We start from the raw sequence: 15,237 nt of genomic DNA on the forward strand, positions 1-15,237 counted from the left end.
GTTAATGATGAATTACTAGTGATGCGAGCCTTCAGTGGCAGACTGATTAGGTTTATCTTCTACCCAAACCTCGACGGGTAGTTCTCCACTGTGTTCGAATTGCAAAGTCGCGATAAATTTATCGCCTTTTTGTAATTGCTTTTTAAGGCCAAGCAGCATGATGTGCGCGCCTTTGGGGAGTAGCGCTAATTCTCCTTTAGCTGGAATAATTAAACCATCGCGGGCTTCACGCATTCTGGCCATATCTTGATTGAAGGTGGTTTGATGTATTTGAACCGATGAAGCAATATTTTCAGGTACTTTCACGGCAATTAACTTTTCCGATTCAGCACTGGGATTGTGGATGTTTAGGTACACGGCCCCCGTTGTTACAACAGGCGCAGTCGGTCGAGCCCATGGATGCTCAATCTGTAATTTGCCAGCATTAAAGTCGTGTGCAAGCACGCTAAAAGAACACAAAGAAAATACAAATGTGAGTTGCCAGAGCAATATACGCATGGCCTATTCCAATATAAACAATAACGATGATTGGCGACCATTATAGAAACTTAAGTGCTATCAACAATGCGACATATTGTCGCACCCTATTAGCAATTCAGTGGGTTAAATAATTGAAACATAGTGCATCTTTAGTCAATGCAGCGCGGAAGATAAAGCCCGAAAGCCTGAATCTATATAGATTCAGGAACGGAAACTAAACACCAAATAAAAGGTACAGTGTTTAAACTGCTTGCTGAGAAACGTCGATGGCTTTACCCATTTTTTTGCGCTTATTCTTTTTAAGCGGGGGGCATAAATCATCATTGTTGTAATACACAATACATTCCAAACACTGAACGCATTCATTGTAATTAATCTCACCTTTTGGGGTGATAGCTTTGATATCACATTTATGGTGGCATAAGGTGCACGGAGAGCCACAGTCTTTCCTGCGGGTTAGCCATTCCCCCATATGGAAATAGCCTAAAATAGCTAATCCAGCCCCCAATGGGCATACATACCGACAGTAGAACTTATTAATAAATAAACCCGCGCCAAGTAGTACCAAGGAATACACAACAAATGGCCAATACCGATAAAACTGCAAGGTAATCGTCGTTTTAAAAGGTTCAACTTCTGACAACACTTCCGCAGTGCCCAGCGAATAAATTGAGGTAAATACCAGCCCTATCAATATTGCATATTTAATCCACCACAACTTGCTGTGTAACCAATACGGCACTTTCTTTTGGCGAATACGTAACTTTTTAGCCACCCAACCAAGCATTTCCTGCAATGCGCCAAAAGGACATAACCACCCACAAAATATTCCACGGCCGACTATAAACAAGCTGATAAAAACGTAGATCCACAAAATAAACAACACCGGATCCATTAAATACATTTGAATTTCAAAGCCTTTGAATAGACTTTGAATAATTGGAAATATATTAACTACCGATAGTTGCCCTTGCGCATACCAACCGATGAAAAACAGGGTGAAAAACATGAACCCCCAACGTACCACACGGAACAATTTTTGATTAGCAGACAACCGATGCTGATAGACGAAAATAAAAGTGACGGCGATTAAGCTAATAACTAAAACGCTTATTACAGCAATCCGAGATTCCCATATTCTTACCCATGGCGGTGTAGCGGCCTCAACTTCAACAGCCTCCGCAATATCAAAAAGAGACAGTGGCAACTTATATTCATTCTGAAAACTAGCTTGTTGTTGTACGAGGTGGTTTTTAGCCACTGTTATATTGAGGGAAAACTGCATCGGTAAACTAGGATTAAATCCCGACTGCGTATTAACCACAAACAGTTGTAAATCATCGGCGATTGGCGCTTGTTGCGCTAGGCTAGGCTCAGTAAAGCTATAAAAATTTAAATCCCGCATCGCCAGCGGTAAACTGCCTTGCTCCAAACTAATCTGGTTTGCCACTGTACCTGGCTTGAAATCATCTTCCAGATAGTGATAAAAACCTTCTGACATAACCGCAAACGCTTGTTCGTTAGGCTTTAATCCGTCCATTAATCGTTGGTACTCACCCTCACCAAGCAAATTAATGCCAATACTAGGAGCATTCAAATAGGCGTAGTAAATAGTAAATTCATCACCTTGTTCGGTGGTGAATGTATCTGTTGGAAAGTCTTCTAATGCGGCATGTAATTGTTGTTCAAATTGTTCTCGGGTTAGCGTCCATTTTTGCACATAGTTTTTGTCTAAAAGTTGTTGCCATGTGAGTGGCTGAAAATCGTCGTTAGGGGTAGCTAAAGGCGCAACTGTAAAACCCTCCAACATATTTCTAGCCACTTGCAAAGAAGACAACAAAACAGTGTCATTGACCACAATCACAGAGACCGTGGCTTTGGTAACGCCATCAACATGTACAGTGTTGTCATCGGGATTGGTATCGTTAGCGGCTTTGTCTACTATGATTCGATTGGATACGTTTTTACCAATGTATTGGGCAATGAATGCATTTAATGGCTCAGGACCTAAACCATGCAGAAATATTGGCTCATGATGCGCTAAAATTTGAATCCCTTTGATGTTGCCTAAAGTGTCGAGTCCAATCAAAAGGTTAATTTTGTCGCCTGAAAAGCCCGGAAGTTCGACTAAGTCATTTGTTTGAAATACGTAACCAAGTAATTCTTGAAGTTGATATACCGGTTGTACCGGATACTCCGCTAGGGTTTCACCGATTAACGTGGCTTTAGGAAATATTTGTTTGATTTGTTCTTCAGGTATGGCAGACGCCTGCGCTGCGCTATGCAAGAAGGTGATTGCGAATATGATTAAACAATTGCGAACAAGCATCATGGCAATTGGCTTCCTAATTTGCCTCAGTTGATAAACAAACTGACGTAATCAAATTAAAAACGGTCTGGCAAATACAGCTGCCAGACCACTTAAATAAAAAACGTGACAAGATGGTGGGACCCCCCCTTGTCACGGCGCCAACATTAACTGCGTGGCAATTTAAAGGTCCAAACGGTTCCTCCTTGGTTGATATCTTTGATGGTCTTAGCAACTTCACCGCCCCACAATGGAACAGCGCCCCCCCATCCAGATAACACGCTCAGGTATTGTTCACCGTCTTTTTCCCAAGTCACAGGCGAGCCAACAATGCCTGATCCAGTATTAAACTTATAAACGACTTCACCAGTCTTGGCATTAAAGCCATATAAATAACCTTCAGGTGTTCCAGTGAACACTAAGTTACCAGCAGTGGCCAATACACCACCCCATAAAGGCGATTTATTTTTGAATTCCCAGACCAATTCGCCGGTTTTAGGGTCAACCGCTTTTAATGAACCTATGTGGTCGAAAATAGGTTTAATGGTAAAGCCAGAACCTAAATAAGCCGCACCTTTTTTGTAATTTACCGGCTCATTCCAAATGTCCATGCCCCATTCATTAGAAGGTACATAGAACAATCCAGTATCTTGACTGTAAGCCATAGGCATCCAGTTTTTACCACCTAAGAATGCAGGTACAGAAAAGATTGATTTACCCTTCTCACCTGACTCAGAGTCGGCTGGATTTCCTGGACGACCTGTTTCACTAAAAATTGGGCGTCCGTTTTCATCTAAGCCCTTAGCCCAAGTAATCCCGTTAACAAATGGAAATCCGCGAATGAACTTACCGTCTTCACGGTTAAGAACATAAAAGTAACCATTTCTATCTGCGGTTGCTGCTGCTTTTACCGTTTTGCGGCCATCTTTATAGTCAAACGCAATAACTTCGTTCACACCATCAAAATCCCAACCATCATGTGGCGTGGTTTGAAAATGCCAAACAATTTTTCCAGTATCAGGATCGATGGCTAAACGGGATGAACTGTATAAGTTGTCACCTGGACGTAGGTGGGAGTTCCATGGTGCTGGGTTACCAGTACCCATAAATATCAAATCTGTATCTGGATCATAGGTGCCACCTAACCAAGTAGCTGCGCCACCAGTTTTCCACAGGTCGCCGGTCCAGGTTTTGTTTGCTTCGCCGCCAGTAATACCGTTCTCTTTACCATTGAGGTATCCCATGTGGCCTTCTACAGTGGGACGCAACCAAATTAACTCACCGGTTTTAGCATCTCGGGCTTCAACTTTACCCACTACCCCAAACTCACCACCAGATATACCCGTCACGACCATACCTTTAACGATCATAGGTGCTGCAGTAGATGAGTAACCTGCTTTGTAATCACCCATCTTTTTACGCCAGCGAACCTTACCGGTTTTCTGATCCAAGGCGACCAATATTGCATCTAGCGTACCGAAGATAACCAAGTCATCATAGATTGCCACACCACGGTTAATCACATCACAACAAGGCATGATGCCATCAGGTAGTCGAGCTTCGTACTGCCAAAGTTCATCACCAGTGTCCACATCAATTGCATACACTCGAGAATAGGACCCCGTCACGTACATCACACCATCTTTCACTATTGGCTGTGATTCTTGACCACGTTGTTTCTCGCCCCCTAAGGAGAAAGCCCAAACAGGATGCATTTTTTTGACATTTTTGGTATTCAGAGTATCAAGTGGACTGTATCGCTGACCACGAGGACCAAGACCATAACTAACCACATCATCTGTGGTTTGCTGGTCGTTGATAATATCTTTATCTGTGACTGCGGCATGCGCACTTGCACTTAACACCCCAAACGCGAGGGATAGGCCAAGTGTCGTACTAAGCAATTGGCCTGAAATTTTTCGGCTTTTCATTAGAATTCTCCAGTAGTTCAACAGGTACTTTAAGGCGTTACACCGCCTTTATTGTTTTTCCGAGGCGGTCCTACGTACTGACTGGTATCCCCGGGATTTAATGTAATTGTCCGTCTCTTGCGGTAAAACGTATTAAACTGCTTTCACCACCTTAGCCGTCGTGAATTAGTATCGAACAACAACTTGTTAACAACCATTGAACCTTGGATTATCATTCTTAGTCCGTTAGTAGTAGTACTTAGCAAAAAATTACGCATTCTAAAGTCCCAAACAACCTAAATACTTTTTTTCACTATTTGCTTGTTAATTCACTTTCAACAGCGTTTGCGGATTATTAGGCAAATTGAAAAAACCTAATTGCACAAATGAGGAGGGGGAAATTACAGATTGAAAATTGATTAGAGCACTGCGGCTCTAACCAAGGGTGTTATTTACTTTGTTGATACAGGCTGGCTGGTTCAAAAGTGATGCCGTAACTGTCAAAGATAGATTGCATTCGCTTGTCGTCGACCATCAGGGTGATTTGATCTTCAATAGCATACGCCAGCTGACGAAAATCTTGTTGTACCGCCATTCCAATGTCCCAAGATTTAATGCTGATAGCTGCCAAACCAGCGGCATTTATCGTGAAGCGCGGTTCAATATCAGGCATTCCCCACTCTAATTGCGAACGCATACCAGAGACGGCCGCAACTTCTTGTTTTTTCAGCAGGTCGATTGCTTCGAAAATATCTTTGCTATGAATAATGTTATCGCGTAAACGTCCACCTATTGTTGCGCCTAGAAAAAAACTCGGTAACGAATCGATTTCAACCGCAATTTTTTCATACTGAAAGATAGCTAAGGTGTCGATGTTATTGGTTTTTTTGGTATCTTTGAGGATTGCCCAACTCTCTCGATGATAGGGACCAAACATCACCACCATTTCGTTTTTAGGTAATCCATAGCCGTCAATTGCGTAGCTGAACTTTCGATCGTATGGCACTCGCATCATCAAATCGGCTTTTTCCCGAGTGATGATGTGGCCTTTCCAGATAGCATTGCGCATATCATCTTCGAGGTTCTCATCTGCGGTAATCCACATCCAGCGAATATCTAGCTCAAGCTGCTTGGCTACTTCTTTGGCAACATCTACATCAATGCCCTTTGGTTCGTCCCCTTGTTTGAACGAATAGGGTGGAAAGTCGTTATAGACAGCCACCGAGATGTAACCAGACTCCATGATGTCATCAAAACTACGCGCCATCGAAGCAGCAGGAAACATACTCATAAAGAGTACAATTCCTGCAATCAGGTAGCGACACCCAAGTTGACTATTCATGGCTTACTCTGGCACGTCACGAGTTTCAATGTATGCTTTAATTGCCCACATTGCTTCTTGGCTTAAAATACCTTCAAACGGAGGCATATAAACTCGGCCATCCACTACTGCGCCATGACGAATACGGCTCATGAACCAAGCATCCGCTTCTTCACTGCTAAAAAATTCATTAGGATCATTCAGTTTACGTAAATCCGGGGTTATTCCACCAGAGATCACCGCAAGGCCATGACAACGAGCGCAGTTCTGGTTGTAGGCGGAGTCACCTACTTTTATTGCTTGCTCATTGCCAGTAAATGGATTTGTCTCACGCCATTCCTCACCTAATTCAGGCAAACTACTTACATCAACGGCTTGCGGCGTAACATCACCATGGGCGTACACTTGATAAGTAAACACAGACATCATCGCCAGCGAACTTGCACATACAGCTGTAGCTAATTTATTCATTATCGTTCTCCAAAAGTTGTCTTAAAATCATCTAAAAGTCTTAGCTGGTCTCTAGAAGCAGACAACTTTAGTCGTGTTGTTTGTCGTTTGAGCATCTCATCCCAGCCAATAGGGTAACGTTAGGTGATTCAAAAAAAGCTTCCAATTGTACTTAGGTAGTAAACCTTTCATCCTTTTTGCTCATACATAAAGCCTAAATCTTCCATTAGTATGAGTCAGACTTAGTGATAAAGAAGGAATTGCGCTCATGTTTATGCTGAACAGTACGGACGATGATGCCCAACCAAAAATGCCAAGTACTTTATTGGGTTTGCGACTATGGCGACGAATTGATTATCAAACAATCTGCTTAAGTTTACTGACTTTGCTGTGTGTAGGCTCGGTTACCAAGGTTAAAGCACAACAAAGTGCAGCAAACTTAACGATTCCAATCGCGATAGTAGTAGAGCAACCAGCCAAGCCTAACAGCGTCCTTGCGAGTAAGTTACGGGCAGACAATCTGGCCGTCTCAGGCGCGCAACTAGGTATTAATGATAGCAATACGACTGGTCGATTTTTACAACAGCATTTCGCACTAACAGTCTTTCAAGATGCCAATATTAGTGCATTACAGCAACAAGTTTCCAAATGGGAACAACATCACCAAGGACCAATAATAGCGGTAGGTAGCGACGCGCTTTTAGCCAATTTATTAAGCCATAATTCAGCCCGCCGCTTAGTCATAAATGCTGGCAATAAAAGTGATACTTGGCGCACTAATCAATGTCAAAGCGGGTTACTGCACACCATTCCAAGTCAAGCTATGCTAAGTGATGCACTGGCCCAATTCATGGTGTTTAAACGCTGGCAAAAGTGGTTAATCGTGAGTTCATCTGATCAGCAAGATCAGACTATTGCGGCCTCCTATCAACGTTCAGCGAAACGCTTTGGAAGTAAAATCATTGGTCAACGTAAATGGACGTTCACTACTGACTTAAGACGGGTTGCACAACAAGAAGTCCCAGCGCTCACCCAGTCGAAAGATTACGATGTGGTTATTGTCACCGATGCGCACAACCAATACGGTTTTTATCTGCCATATAACACTTGGCTCCCCCGGCCGGTAGCAGGTACTCATGGCCTCACTCCGGTCGCTTGGCATCATAGTATTGAACAGTGGGGAGCGGTGCAGTTGCAAAACCGATTTAATCAGTTCACTGCTAGAGATATGCAAAACGAAGATTATGCCGCTTGGTTAGCAGTAAGGGCGATAGCTGAAGCAGTTACTCGAACCAAATCAAATGATGTACAAGTGTTATATCAGTATTTGCTAAGCGATAAATTTGAGTTGGCCGCATTTAAAGGTAGAAAGCTAACTTTTCGGGACTATAACGGCCAACTGCGCCAACCCATTCCGTTAGTTCAGCCCAATGCGTTAGTTAGTCAATCACCACAACAAGGTTTTCTGCATCCTTCGACTGATCTCGATACGCTCGGATACGACAAACCTGAAGTTAAATGCAATATGGACAAGGTATAAATCATGAAAAACCTGTTGTTAATCTCATTCTTACTCGCAAATTTAAATTTGGCCTACGCAGAAACCGCCTATGTGTCTAACGAGAAAGATGACACCATCTCAATCATTGACCTAGATAGTTTAGAGGTGATCGATACCATTGATGTGGGAATGCGCCCTAGGGGCATCATTTTTAGTAAAGATTTTGCTTACTTGTATATTTGCGCCAGTGAATCTGATGCGGTGCAAGTAATGGATGTGGCGACCAATAGAATTATTCACAACCTACCATCTGGTGAAGATCCCGAACAATTTGCGTTGCACAAAAATGATCGTCATCTATACATCGCCAATGAGGACGACGCTGTGGTTACGGTAGTCGATACACAAACCCGCACCGTCCTCGCCCAAATCGATGTCGGTGTAGAGCCTGAGGGCATGGCGATTAGCCCAGATGGAAAGTGGGCAATAAATACCACTGAAACTACCAATATGTTGCATTGGATTGATACCAGCAATTTTCAATTGGTCGATAACACCTTGGTTGATCAGCGCCCCCGTCATGTGGAATTTAGTTTAGATGGGAAACAATTGTGGTCATCATCGGAAATCGGTGGCACAGTCACAATTGTTGATGTTGATACGCGAAAAATACTACATACCATTCGCTTTAATGTGAAAGGGGTACACAAAGATCGGGTGCAACCGGTCGGAATAAAACTAACCGATGATGGCAAATATGCTTTTGTGGCTTTAGGACCCTCAAACCACGTTGCAGTGGTTGATGCAAAAACCTTTGAGGTGCTTGATTACTTATTAGTGGGACGACGAGTGTGGCAACTGGCCTTTGCAAAAGACCAATCGTTACTTTTAACGACCAATGGGGTAAGTGGTGATGTATCCATCATTGATGTCGAGGATCTAGAAGTGATAAAGACCATTAGAGTCGGTCGTTATCCTTGGGGTATAGCGGTGAAACCGTGAAGCAAAATCAAGCAATCAGTCACACCGAATCAAGAGTACTAGAGATAACAGATCTGAATTATCGTTATCAGCAGAAGAAAGTACTAGAACAGGTCAATTTGTCTCTCGAAGCGGGCAAGTTTTACGCTTTGCTGGGCCCTAATGGCGCGGGTAAAAGCACATTATTTTCACTTATTTGTCGGTTATTGAATACCGAACATGGTGAGATAAAAGTGCAAGGTGAAAATATACAAAAGTCGCCGCGCAGTGCGATGCAATCTATGGGCATAGTGTTCCAGCAAAGTACCTTAGATTTAGATTTGAGCATTGCCCAAAATCTGCTGTATCACGCCAGTTTGCATGGCATAAAACGCAGTATCGCCAGCCAACGCATGCAAGCAGAATTAAGTCGTTTTAATTTACAAGATAGACAACATGAAAAAGTCAGAAATCTCAATGGCGGTCATCGTCGTCGTGTAGAAATAGCCAGGGCTCTGCTGCACCAACCGACATTGCTATTACTCGATGAAGCAAGCGTGGGTTTGGACGTAGAAACCAGACAAAGTATCAATCAACATATCAGACAACTGTGTGCCAAAGACGGAATTACCGTTTTGTCTTCCACCCATCAAATTGATGAAATCACCTTACAGGATCATCTGTTTATTTTACATCAAGGAAAGGTATGTCTAGACGCTCCTTGTCAAAAAGCACTGTCTGACCAGGGTTGCAGCGATGTGGCAACTTTGTATCAGAAAATGACTATAGGGGAAGCCTCATGATTCAATACTGGTATTGCTTTAACGGTATTATTAAACGAGAGATGCTGCGCTTTCTACAACAAAAAGCTAGGCTAGTAAGCGCTATCGTCAGACCGCTTTTATGGTTAGTGGTATTTGCCGCCGGATTTCGCGCAGCCTTAGGGATTGCGATTATCCCCCCTTATCAAACCTACATAACCTATGACGTCTATATAGTGCCGGGACTGGCAGGCATTATATTGCTATTTAACGGCTTACAAAGTTCGTTATCTATGGTTTATGACCGCGAGATGGGCAGTATGAAAGTACTGCTCACCAGCCCTATGCCTAGGCCATTTTTACTCATTGCAAAACTGCTGGCGGGTGCCAGTATCTCCATTATTCAAGTATATGTATTTTTTGCGATAGCATGGCTGTTGGGGATTAAAATGACACTAATGGGTTACTTGCTGGCCTTTCCTGCACTGCTGCTCACGGCCCTGATGTTAGGAGCGCTAGGATTGTTTTTGTCCTCTCGAATTAAACAGCTTGAGAACTTTGCAGGAGTAATGAATTTTGTCGTATTTCCGATGTTTTTCTTATCCTCAGCTCTTTACCCACTTTGGAAAATGCGCGAGTCAAACGAAGTGTTATATTGGATATCTCAATACAACCCCTTTACTCATGGAGTAGAACTTATTCGATTCGCCTTATATGAATCAGCGAATTTTAATGCCATGATAATAACCTTGGTAACAACGGTAATACTAAGCGCCTTAGCCATCTGGGGCTACGACCCCAAACGTAGTATGCAAAAAGTGAGAACCAAGATATGACTCGACAGTACACGCCCAAATCTTGTAAAATAATTGTTAAACTCAAATTAGGTTGTTCATTATGATAGAAATATTAGTAGCTGATGATCATCCATTGTTCCGCTATGCAATTACCGATTTTGTAGAGCGAAATATCCCTGACACGCAAACGATCACTTGTACTGATTTGGAAGAAGCTCTTGCTCAAGCAGAAGAGAATCCGAATATCGACCTAGTTTTACTTGATCTCAACATGCCCGGTATGGATGGTTTGAATGGGATAGTCCGATTTCGCAATTTATATCCTGAAGTGCCGATTGTGATCGTTTCAGCAGAAGAAGATAAGAGTGTTGTTCTTCAATCATTTACTTATGGCGCCGTTGGTTTCATAACTAAATCTTCGAGTTGTGAGCAAATTGTCGCGGCTATTCAGCAAGTGCTTTCTGGGCAAGTCTATTTGCCACCGGATATTATTCGTAAGGGTTCCGTTAGTGAACCGAAAAAAGATTTGGCCGCACAACAGATAGATCCGAAATTAATTGGTGCGCTAACAAGGAGACAGTTACTGGTTTTCGAGTGTATCACCAAAGGCAAATCGAATAAGCAAATCGCTTACGAACTCAATATTGCAGAAACCACTGTTAAAGCCCATGTCTCTGCGATATTAAATAAATTAAATGTACACAATCGAATTCAAGCAGCTTTGTGTGCGGCTAATATTGATTTTAACCAATACTTAATTCGCTAAAGATTTAGTTTAATCGGTTATCCCAACTGCTCTTAATCAGTCAGCGCTGAATAAGGCCAATTGGGATTAGTTGTTAGATAGTAAGTTGGAAATTGCCAGCTTCATCTTATGGGGCTTCACCGGTTTATTGAGTAAAGAATAACCTTTTTCTCGCACTTGTTGGCGAAGCTCATTGGTATAGTTGGCCGTAATCATAATCACAGGCACTGACTTTCCTAACACACTTTCGGTAATTTTCAGTGCATCAAAACCGGTTTCTCCGTTATCAAGATGGAAATCGGCAACTATCAATTGTGGCGCCAATGACCTTAACCAGTTGCGGTCTTGCAGTTGTTCTAGAGTTTGAACACTGGTTACCTGACATCCCCAGCCTTGCAATAAAGTCTCCATCCCGGAACAAATTTCAATATCATTATCAATGATTAGAATATTCGCATCTTCAAGGTGACTATTGAATCTATCTTGAGCCGTTGCTTGGTTCAAGGACAATTCTTGGCTGCTTTTTGTGCCATAAGGAATGAAGATACTAAACTTAGAACCTTGGCCTTCTACCGAAGTTACAGAGATACGATGATTCATAACACTGGCCAGCTTTTCAACGATAGCCAGACCTAAACCCAACCCCTGATCGTGACGTCGCTTTTTCGCATCAATACGGTTAAATTCGTGGAATATCTCCACTAACTTATCATCTGGAATGCCGATACCAGTATCACAGACTTGAATTTCCAGTGCCGATTTGCGTCTGCGAACCCCTAAGAGTATTGAGCCTTCATTGGTGTAACGCACGGCATTACTGAGTAAGTTACGTAAAATACGAGCCAATAAATAAGCATCAGAATGCACCACTCGGGTAGAGCCGCTAAATCGAAAACGTAAATTTTTCGCTTCGGTTTGCGGACCAAATTCACTGGCCAAATTATTCAATAAGTCATTAATCGAAAAGTCTTCTAATACGGGTTCGATCAAGCCAGCTTCAAGTTTTGAAATATCCACTAAAGCACTGATTAGTGATTCGAGGTTTTCCAATGAGTAACTTAACGAACTCAACAGCTTTTCAGCATCGGCACTCAAACTAAGTTCATTCAGCGCAGCGACAAATAGCCGCGAAGAATTCATCGGCTGCAATAAATCATGGCTAGTCGCCGCTAGGAACTTACTTTTAGATTCATTGGCGCGGTCTGCCTCGCTTTTCGCATCAATTAAACTTTTTTCGGCCAATTGGCGATCTTCTATTTCCTGGCGCAACTGCAGATTAATTTCAGATATTTTTTGGGTGCGTTGATTAACTCGCTGCTCCATGTAGTCATAGGCATGGCGTAACGCTTTGGCCGTTCTGCGCTGCTCAGTTACGTCTTGTTCTAACGTGAAAAATCCAATGACATTACGATCTTGGTCAAAGTGAGGAATGAAAGTCTTGTTGGAGATACGCGGATTACCACCATCGTGCCTGTGCTCAACCTCAAAGTTGACTGATTGCCCTTGCATCGCCCTTTCAATGTACAGATAAAGTTTGTTGAATTCTTCTTCACCTAGTACATCATTCAAATGGTGGCTAATGATTTCTGAGCGAGACCGCTGGAACCATTTTTCGAATTCGCGGTTGACGAATTCATAACACATATCTTTGTTTACATATGAAATCAACGCAGGCATCGCATCGGTTATTAATCGAATACGCTGCTCACTTTCTTGCAGAGCCTGTTGGTTTAGGCTGCGTTCGGTTATATCAGTGTAACTATTCAGATATCCACCGCCACTTATTGAATGCCGTTTGATAAGAATAACCTTGCCGCTTTGCAAGGTTTTTTCAGTCTCAAAATCATCCTTTTGAGTTAGAATACCTGACAATTGGTTCTCGGTAAGTGACTCATCTAACTCACTACCTCGCAGTAGTCCAAGATAGTTATCACCACGATGAACTTTGTTTTTGCGAATACCTGCTAATTGTAAAAACCGTTGATTCCACGTTTCAATATTGCCATTTGCATTCACTAAGGCAATTCCCTGAGACATGTTTTCTAAGGTCGACTTTAGTACCTGAGCTTGTTCAGCCATGGCTTTTTCATAGCGCAGCTCATCACTTTGTTTAATGTTAGTAATGTCGGTATAAACTACAACTAAGTCCCCTTCAGAGGACTTTCTTTCGGACATTTGAATCCAGGTGCCATCTTTGAGTTTAAAAATAGTATGGGTGATAGGATCAGGATACATTCCCACCGTCTTTTGTGCTTTTGCCTGCTTATCAACATAAGGTAAAGACGCGGCAGTGATTTCCTGAAAGGTTGTTTTGCCAATTTCAAAATCAATATTGTGTTTGCGCCAGAACTCGCTGCAACGGCTATTTACCATCACCATTTTTCGTTCATCATCAAATAAAGCAAAGGATTCAGAGATACTTTCAATTGCATCATTGAGTCTTTGTCGTGCCTGATCTGATGCCTGCCGGTTACGTTCAGCATCCAAACGTGCTTGTTCTAATTTTTGGTTCGACTCTTCAAGTCGATGAAGGGTTTGTTGCAGTTTTTGAGTTCGTTCTTTTACTTTATCAGCCAGTAGCGCTGCATCTTCGAAGGATTGATATGCGTCACTGTGATTTCCCCACCCCATTTCAACGCGACGCATCAAAACATTGTTTATTTTGCTAAGTTTTTGATTTTCATAGCGCAGTTGTTCTAGTTCAGTTCTCTCATGATCTACTTTGACAGTTAGCTCACTACTTTCTGGTAAGGGAACGTTGGTTTGGGTCATATGGATATCCAATAGCAACACCCGTAAAGGTATGATTCAGGTGCAATCCGTTAATTTGTTCGCCATAGGTACTAAAGCCGATTACATTGTTCTTTCGATACATTACAGACATTTCTTCGGCAATATCATGGTGTTCTATTTCTATTCGTCGGTGAATACAATCAAATCCAATAACCAACTGCATCTCACCCACGGATTCTTTCAATAAATTAAAAATAAGCGATGTATGTGGCAACAATCCGGGCGAAATCATTTTAGTTAACACCACGCCTGAGTCGATGGCACAGAAAAAAGTTAAACTCAGATCGTCATTCACTTTTTGAATACTGCGAATATACAATTGTTCACCAAATTGTACCGCCAGTGGGTACATTGCAAAAGTTTTAGAGTTCAAATCCTCTAACTTCAAACCATTAATTCTACAGTACTCAAGCGCCGCAGGTTCGGCATTAAATTCATGCACCACACGGGAATTAGGTGCTACCTGTGTTACCACTAGCTTTTCGTCTTCTGGTGATAAGTGATGCTGGCTAAACACTTCGAACTCACAAATTGTATTCACTAACATGATAACCGCAGCATTAGTGTAAAATTGGCCATCGTAATAAACTTGTGTGTTGAGGAAGTTCTGGTCATCGCCTGCAGAACCACCAACGATGGGGATATCTTGCAGACTCAAACTTAGCGCATTTATCACCAACTCTTCACGTACAGACAAACCATCTAATAACGACAAAGCAAAACACTGCTTTTCAATGGGATGAGGAGACACTGCTTTTTCACGCAATTTATCCATCATTCCACCGACTAAAACATCAGATTCAGCTACATTAAAGGTGGCTAAATCTTCAATTAATATAGACTCAACAGCAAATTCACTGCTACTTAATGCAAATGCGCTAATGCTGTGTTTACGATAGCCCAACGGGGTAATTTCACCAGCAGAAGTACAACCTATTACCACCGTATCTGAAAAATACTTAGTCAACTCTTTTGATAGTTCTGCTTGAGGATAATTAACCCCACAATAAAACACTACACATGTTGGCTGACAAGGCGCAATCGCAGCATAAATTTCTTCGGCTGCAAGCACAGGGTCAGTATGCTCCGAACCAGCCATTGCCACGCCTGGGATAGATTTTTCCACCACATTTAAATGCAGATTTTGATTGCCCATGTTTCCTCCTGATGTATGGAGGAATACTATCTCTTTCACAATTGCTTAACAACAA

At 42.3% G+C, this 15,237-nt stretch carries 12 protein-coding genes; 5 read left to right on the top strand and 7 right to left on the bottom strand.

Going from position 1 to position 15,237, the window contains the following annotated elements:
* Positions 1-15: 15 nt before the first annotated feature.
* From ABWV72_RS01470 to pedF, 5 genes are all read right to left on the bottom strand, one after another.
* Positions 16-498, bottom strand: coding sequence for a copper chaperone PCu(A)C (locus ABWV72_RS01470; RefSeq protein ID WP_216048709.1), 483 nt, complete (start codon positions 496-498; stop codon positions 16-18).
* A 223-nt stretch (positions 499-721) separates the two neighbouring features.
* A complete protein-coding gene (locus ABWV72_RS01475; RefSeq protein WP_353368398.1) occupies positions 722-2,812 on the bottom strand; it encodes a 4Fe-4S binding protein in 2,091 nt (696 codons plus the stop codon).
* A 143-nt stretch (positions 2,813-2,955) separates the two neighbouring features.
* Positions 2,956-4,719 carry a PQQ-dependent methanol/ethanol family dehydrogenase gene (locus ABWV72_RS01480; protein ID WP_353368399.1) on the bottom strand — a complete coding sequence of 588 codons (1,764 nt, stop codon included), beginning with the start codon at positions 4,717-4,719 and terminating at the stop codon, positions 2,956-2,958.
* 427 nt (positions 4,720-5,146) lie between these two features.
* On the bottom strand, positions 5,147-6,040 hold the full coding sequence (locus tag ABWV72_RS01485; protein ID WP_353368400.1) for a transporter substrate-binding domain-containing protein: 894 nt from the start codon (positions 6,038-6,040) through the stop codon (positions 5,147-5,149).
* A 3-nt stretch (positions 6,041-6,043) separates the two neighbouring features.
* A complete protein-coding gene (pedF, locus tag ABWV72_RS01490; RefSeq protein WP_216048705.1) occupies positions 6,044-6,490 on the bottom strand; it encodes a cytochrome c-550 PedF in 447 nt (148 codons plus the stop codon).
* 247 nt (positions 6,491-6,737) lie between these two features.
* Here pedF and ABWV72_RS01495 point away from each other — a divergent pair, with 247 nt between their 5' ends.
* From ABWV72_RS01495 to ABWV72_RS01515, 5 genes are all read left to right on the top strand, one after another.
* Positions 6,738-8,009, top strand: coding sequence for a lanthanide ABC transporter ABC transporter substrate-binding protein PedA1 (locus tag ABWV72_RS01495; protein ID WP_342805522.1), 1,272 nt, complete (start codon positions 6,738-6,740; stop codon positions 8,007-8,009).
* Positions 8,010-8,012: 3 nt separating this feature from the next.
* Positions 8,013-8,972: a YVTN family beta-propeller repeat protein gene (locus ABWV72_RS01500; RefSeq protein ID WP_216048703.1), complete on the top strand. Its 960-nt coding sequence runs from the start codon at positions 8,013-8,015 to the stop codon at positions 8,970-8,972.
* The gene (locus tag ABWV72_RS01505) at positions 8,969-9,733 is read left to right on the top strand and encodes a lanthanide ABC transporter ATP-binding protein PedB/LutE (protein WP_342805524.1); all 765 of its coding nucleotides are present in this window, start codon (positions 8,969-8,971) and stop codon (positions 9,731-9,733) included. The genes ABWV72_RS01500 and ABWV72_RS01505 overlap by 4 nt, the downstream gene beginning before the upstream one ends.
* Positions 9,730-10,527, top strand: coding sequence for a lanthanide ABC transporter permease protein PedC (locus tag ABWV72_RS01510; protein WP_216048702.1), 798 nt, complete (start codon positions 9,730-9,732; stop codon positions 10,525-10,527). Before ABWV72_RS01505 ends, ABWV72_RS01510 begins: the two co-directional genes overlap by 4 nt.
* Before the next feature lie 61 nt (positions 10,528-10,588).
* Positions 10,589-11,254: a response regulator gene (locus ABWV72_RS01515; protein ID WP_216048701.1), complete on the top strand. Its 666-nt coding sequence runs from the start codon at positions 10,589-10,591 to the stop codon at positions 11,252-11,254.
* Positions 11,255-11,320: 66 nt separating this feature from the next.
* Here the strand turns inward: ABWV72_RS01515 and ABWV72_RS01520 are convergent, their stop codons facing one another.
* Positions 11,321-14,005, bottom strand: coding sequence for a NahK/ErcS family hybrid sensor histidine kinase/response regulator (locus ABWV72_RS01520; protein ID WP_216048700.1), 2,685 nt, complete (start codon positions 14,003-14,005; stop codon positions 11,321-11,323).
* Positions 13,971-15,182 (bottom strand): nitric oxide-sensing protein NosP, encoded by a 1,212-nt coding sequence (gene nosP / locus ABWV72_RS01525; RefSeq protein WP_216048699.1) that lies wholly within the window; start codon positions 15,180-15,182, stop codon positions 13,971-13,973. Before nosP ends, ABWV72_RS01520 begins: the two co-directional genes overlap by 35 nt.
* Between the last annotated feature and the right edge of the window lie 55 nt (positions 15,183-15,237).

The sequence above is a fragment of the Aliiglaciecola sp. NS0011-25 genome (genome assembly GCF_040370605.1).
GTDB lineage: Bacteria > Pseudomonadota > Gammaproteobacteria > Enterobacterales > Alteromonadaceae > Aliiglaciecola > Aliiglaciecola lipolytica_A.

What these genes read in the sequence shown, in the direction of transcription:
- ABWV72_RS01470 (WP_216048709.1), bottom strand. Translation starts at nt 498, where the DNA reads ATGCGTATATTGCTCTGGCAACTCACATTTGTATTTTCTTTGTGTTCT.
- ABWV72_RS01475 (WP_353368398.1), bottom strand. Translation starts at nt 2,812, where the DNA reads ATGATGCTTGTTCGCAATTGTTTAATCATATTCGCAATCACCTTCTTG.
- ABWV72_RS01480 (WP_353368399.1), bottom strand. Translation starts at nt 4,719, where the DNA reads ATGAAAAGCCGAAAAATTTCAGGCCAATTGCTTAGTACGACACTTGGC.
- ABWV72_RS01485 (WP_353368400.1), bottom strand. Translation starts at nt 6,040, where the DNA reads ATGAATAGTCAACTTGGGTGTCGCTACCTGATTGCAGGAATTGTACTC.
- pedF (WP_216048705.1), bottom strand. Translation starts at nt 6,490, where the DNA reads ATGAATAAATTAGCTACAGCTGTATGTGCAAGTTCGCTGGCGATGATG.
- ABWV72_RS01495 (WP_342805522.1), top strand. Translation starts at nt 6,738, where the DNA reads ATGTTTATGCTGAACAGTACGGACGATGATGCCCAACCAAAAATGCCA.
- ABWV72_RS01500 (WP_216048703.1), top strand. Translation starts at nt 8,013, where the DNA reads ATGAAAAACCTGTTGTTAATCTCATTCTTACTCGCAAATTTAAATTTG.
- ABWV72_RS01510 (WP_216048702.1), top strand. Translation starts at nt 9,730, where the DNA reads ATGATTCAATACTGGTATTGCTTTAACGGTATTATTAAACGAGAGATG.
- ABWV72_RS01515 (WP_216048701.1), top strand. Translation starts at nt 10,589, where the DNA reads ATGATAGAAATATTAGTAGCTGATGATCATCCATTGTTCCGCTATGCA.
- ABWV72_RS01520 (WP_216048700.1), bottom strand. Translation starts at nt 14,005, where the DNA reads ATGACCCAAACCAACGTTCCCTTACCAGAAAGTAGTGAGCTAACTGTC.
- nosP (WP_216048699.1), bottom strand. Translation starts at nt 15,182, where the DNA reads ATGGGCAATCAAAATCTGCATTTAAATGTGGTGGAAAAATCTATCCCA.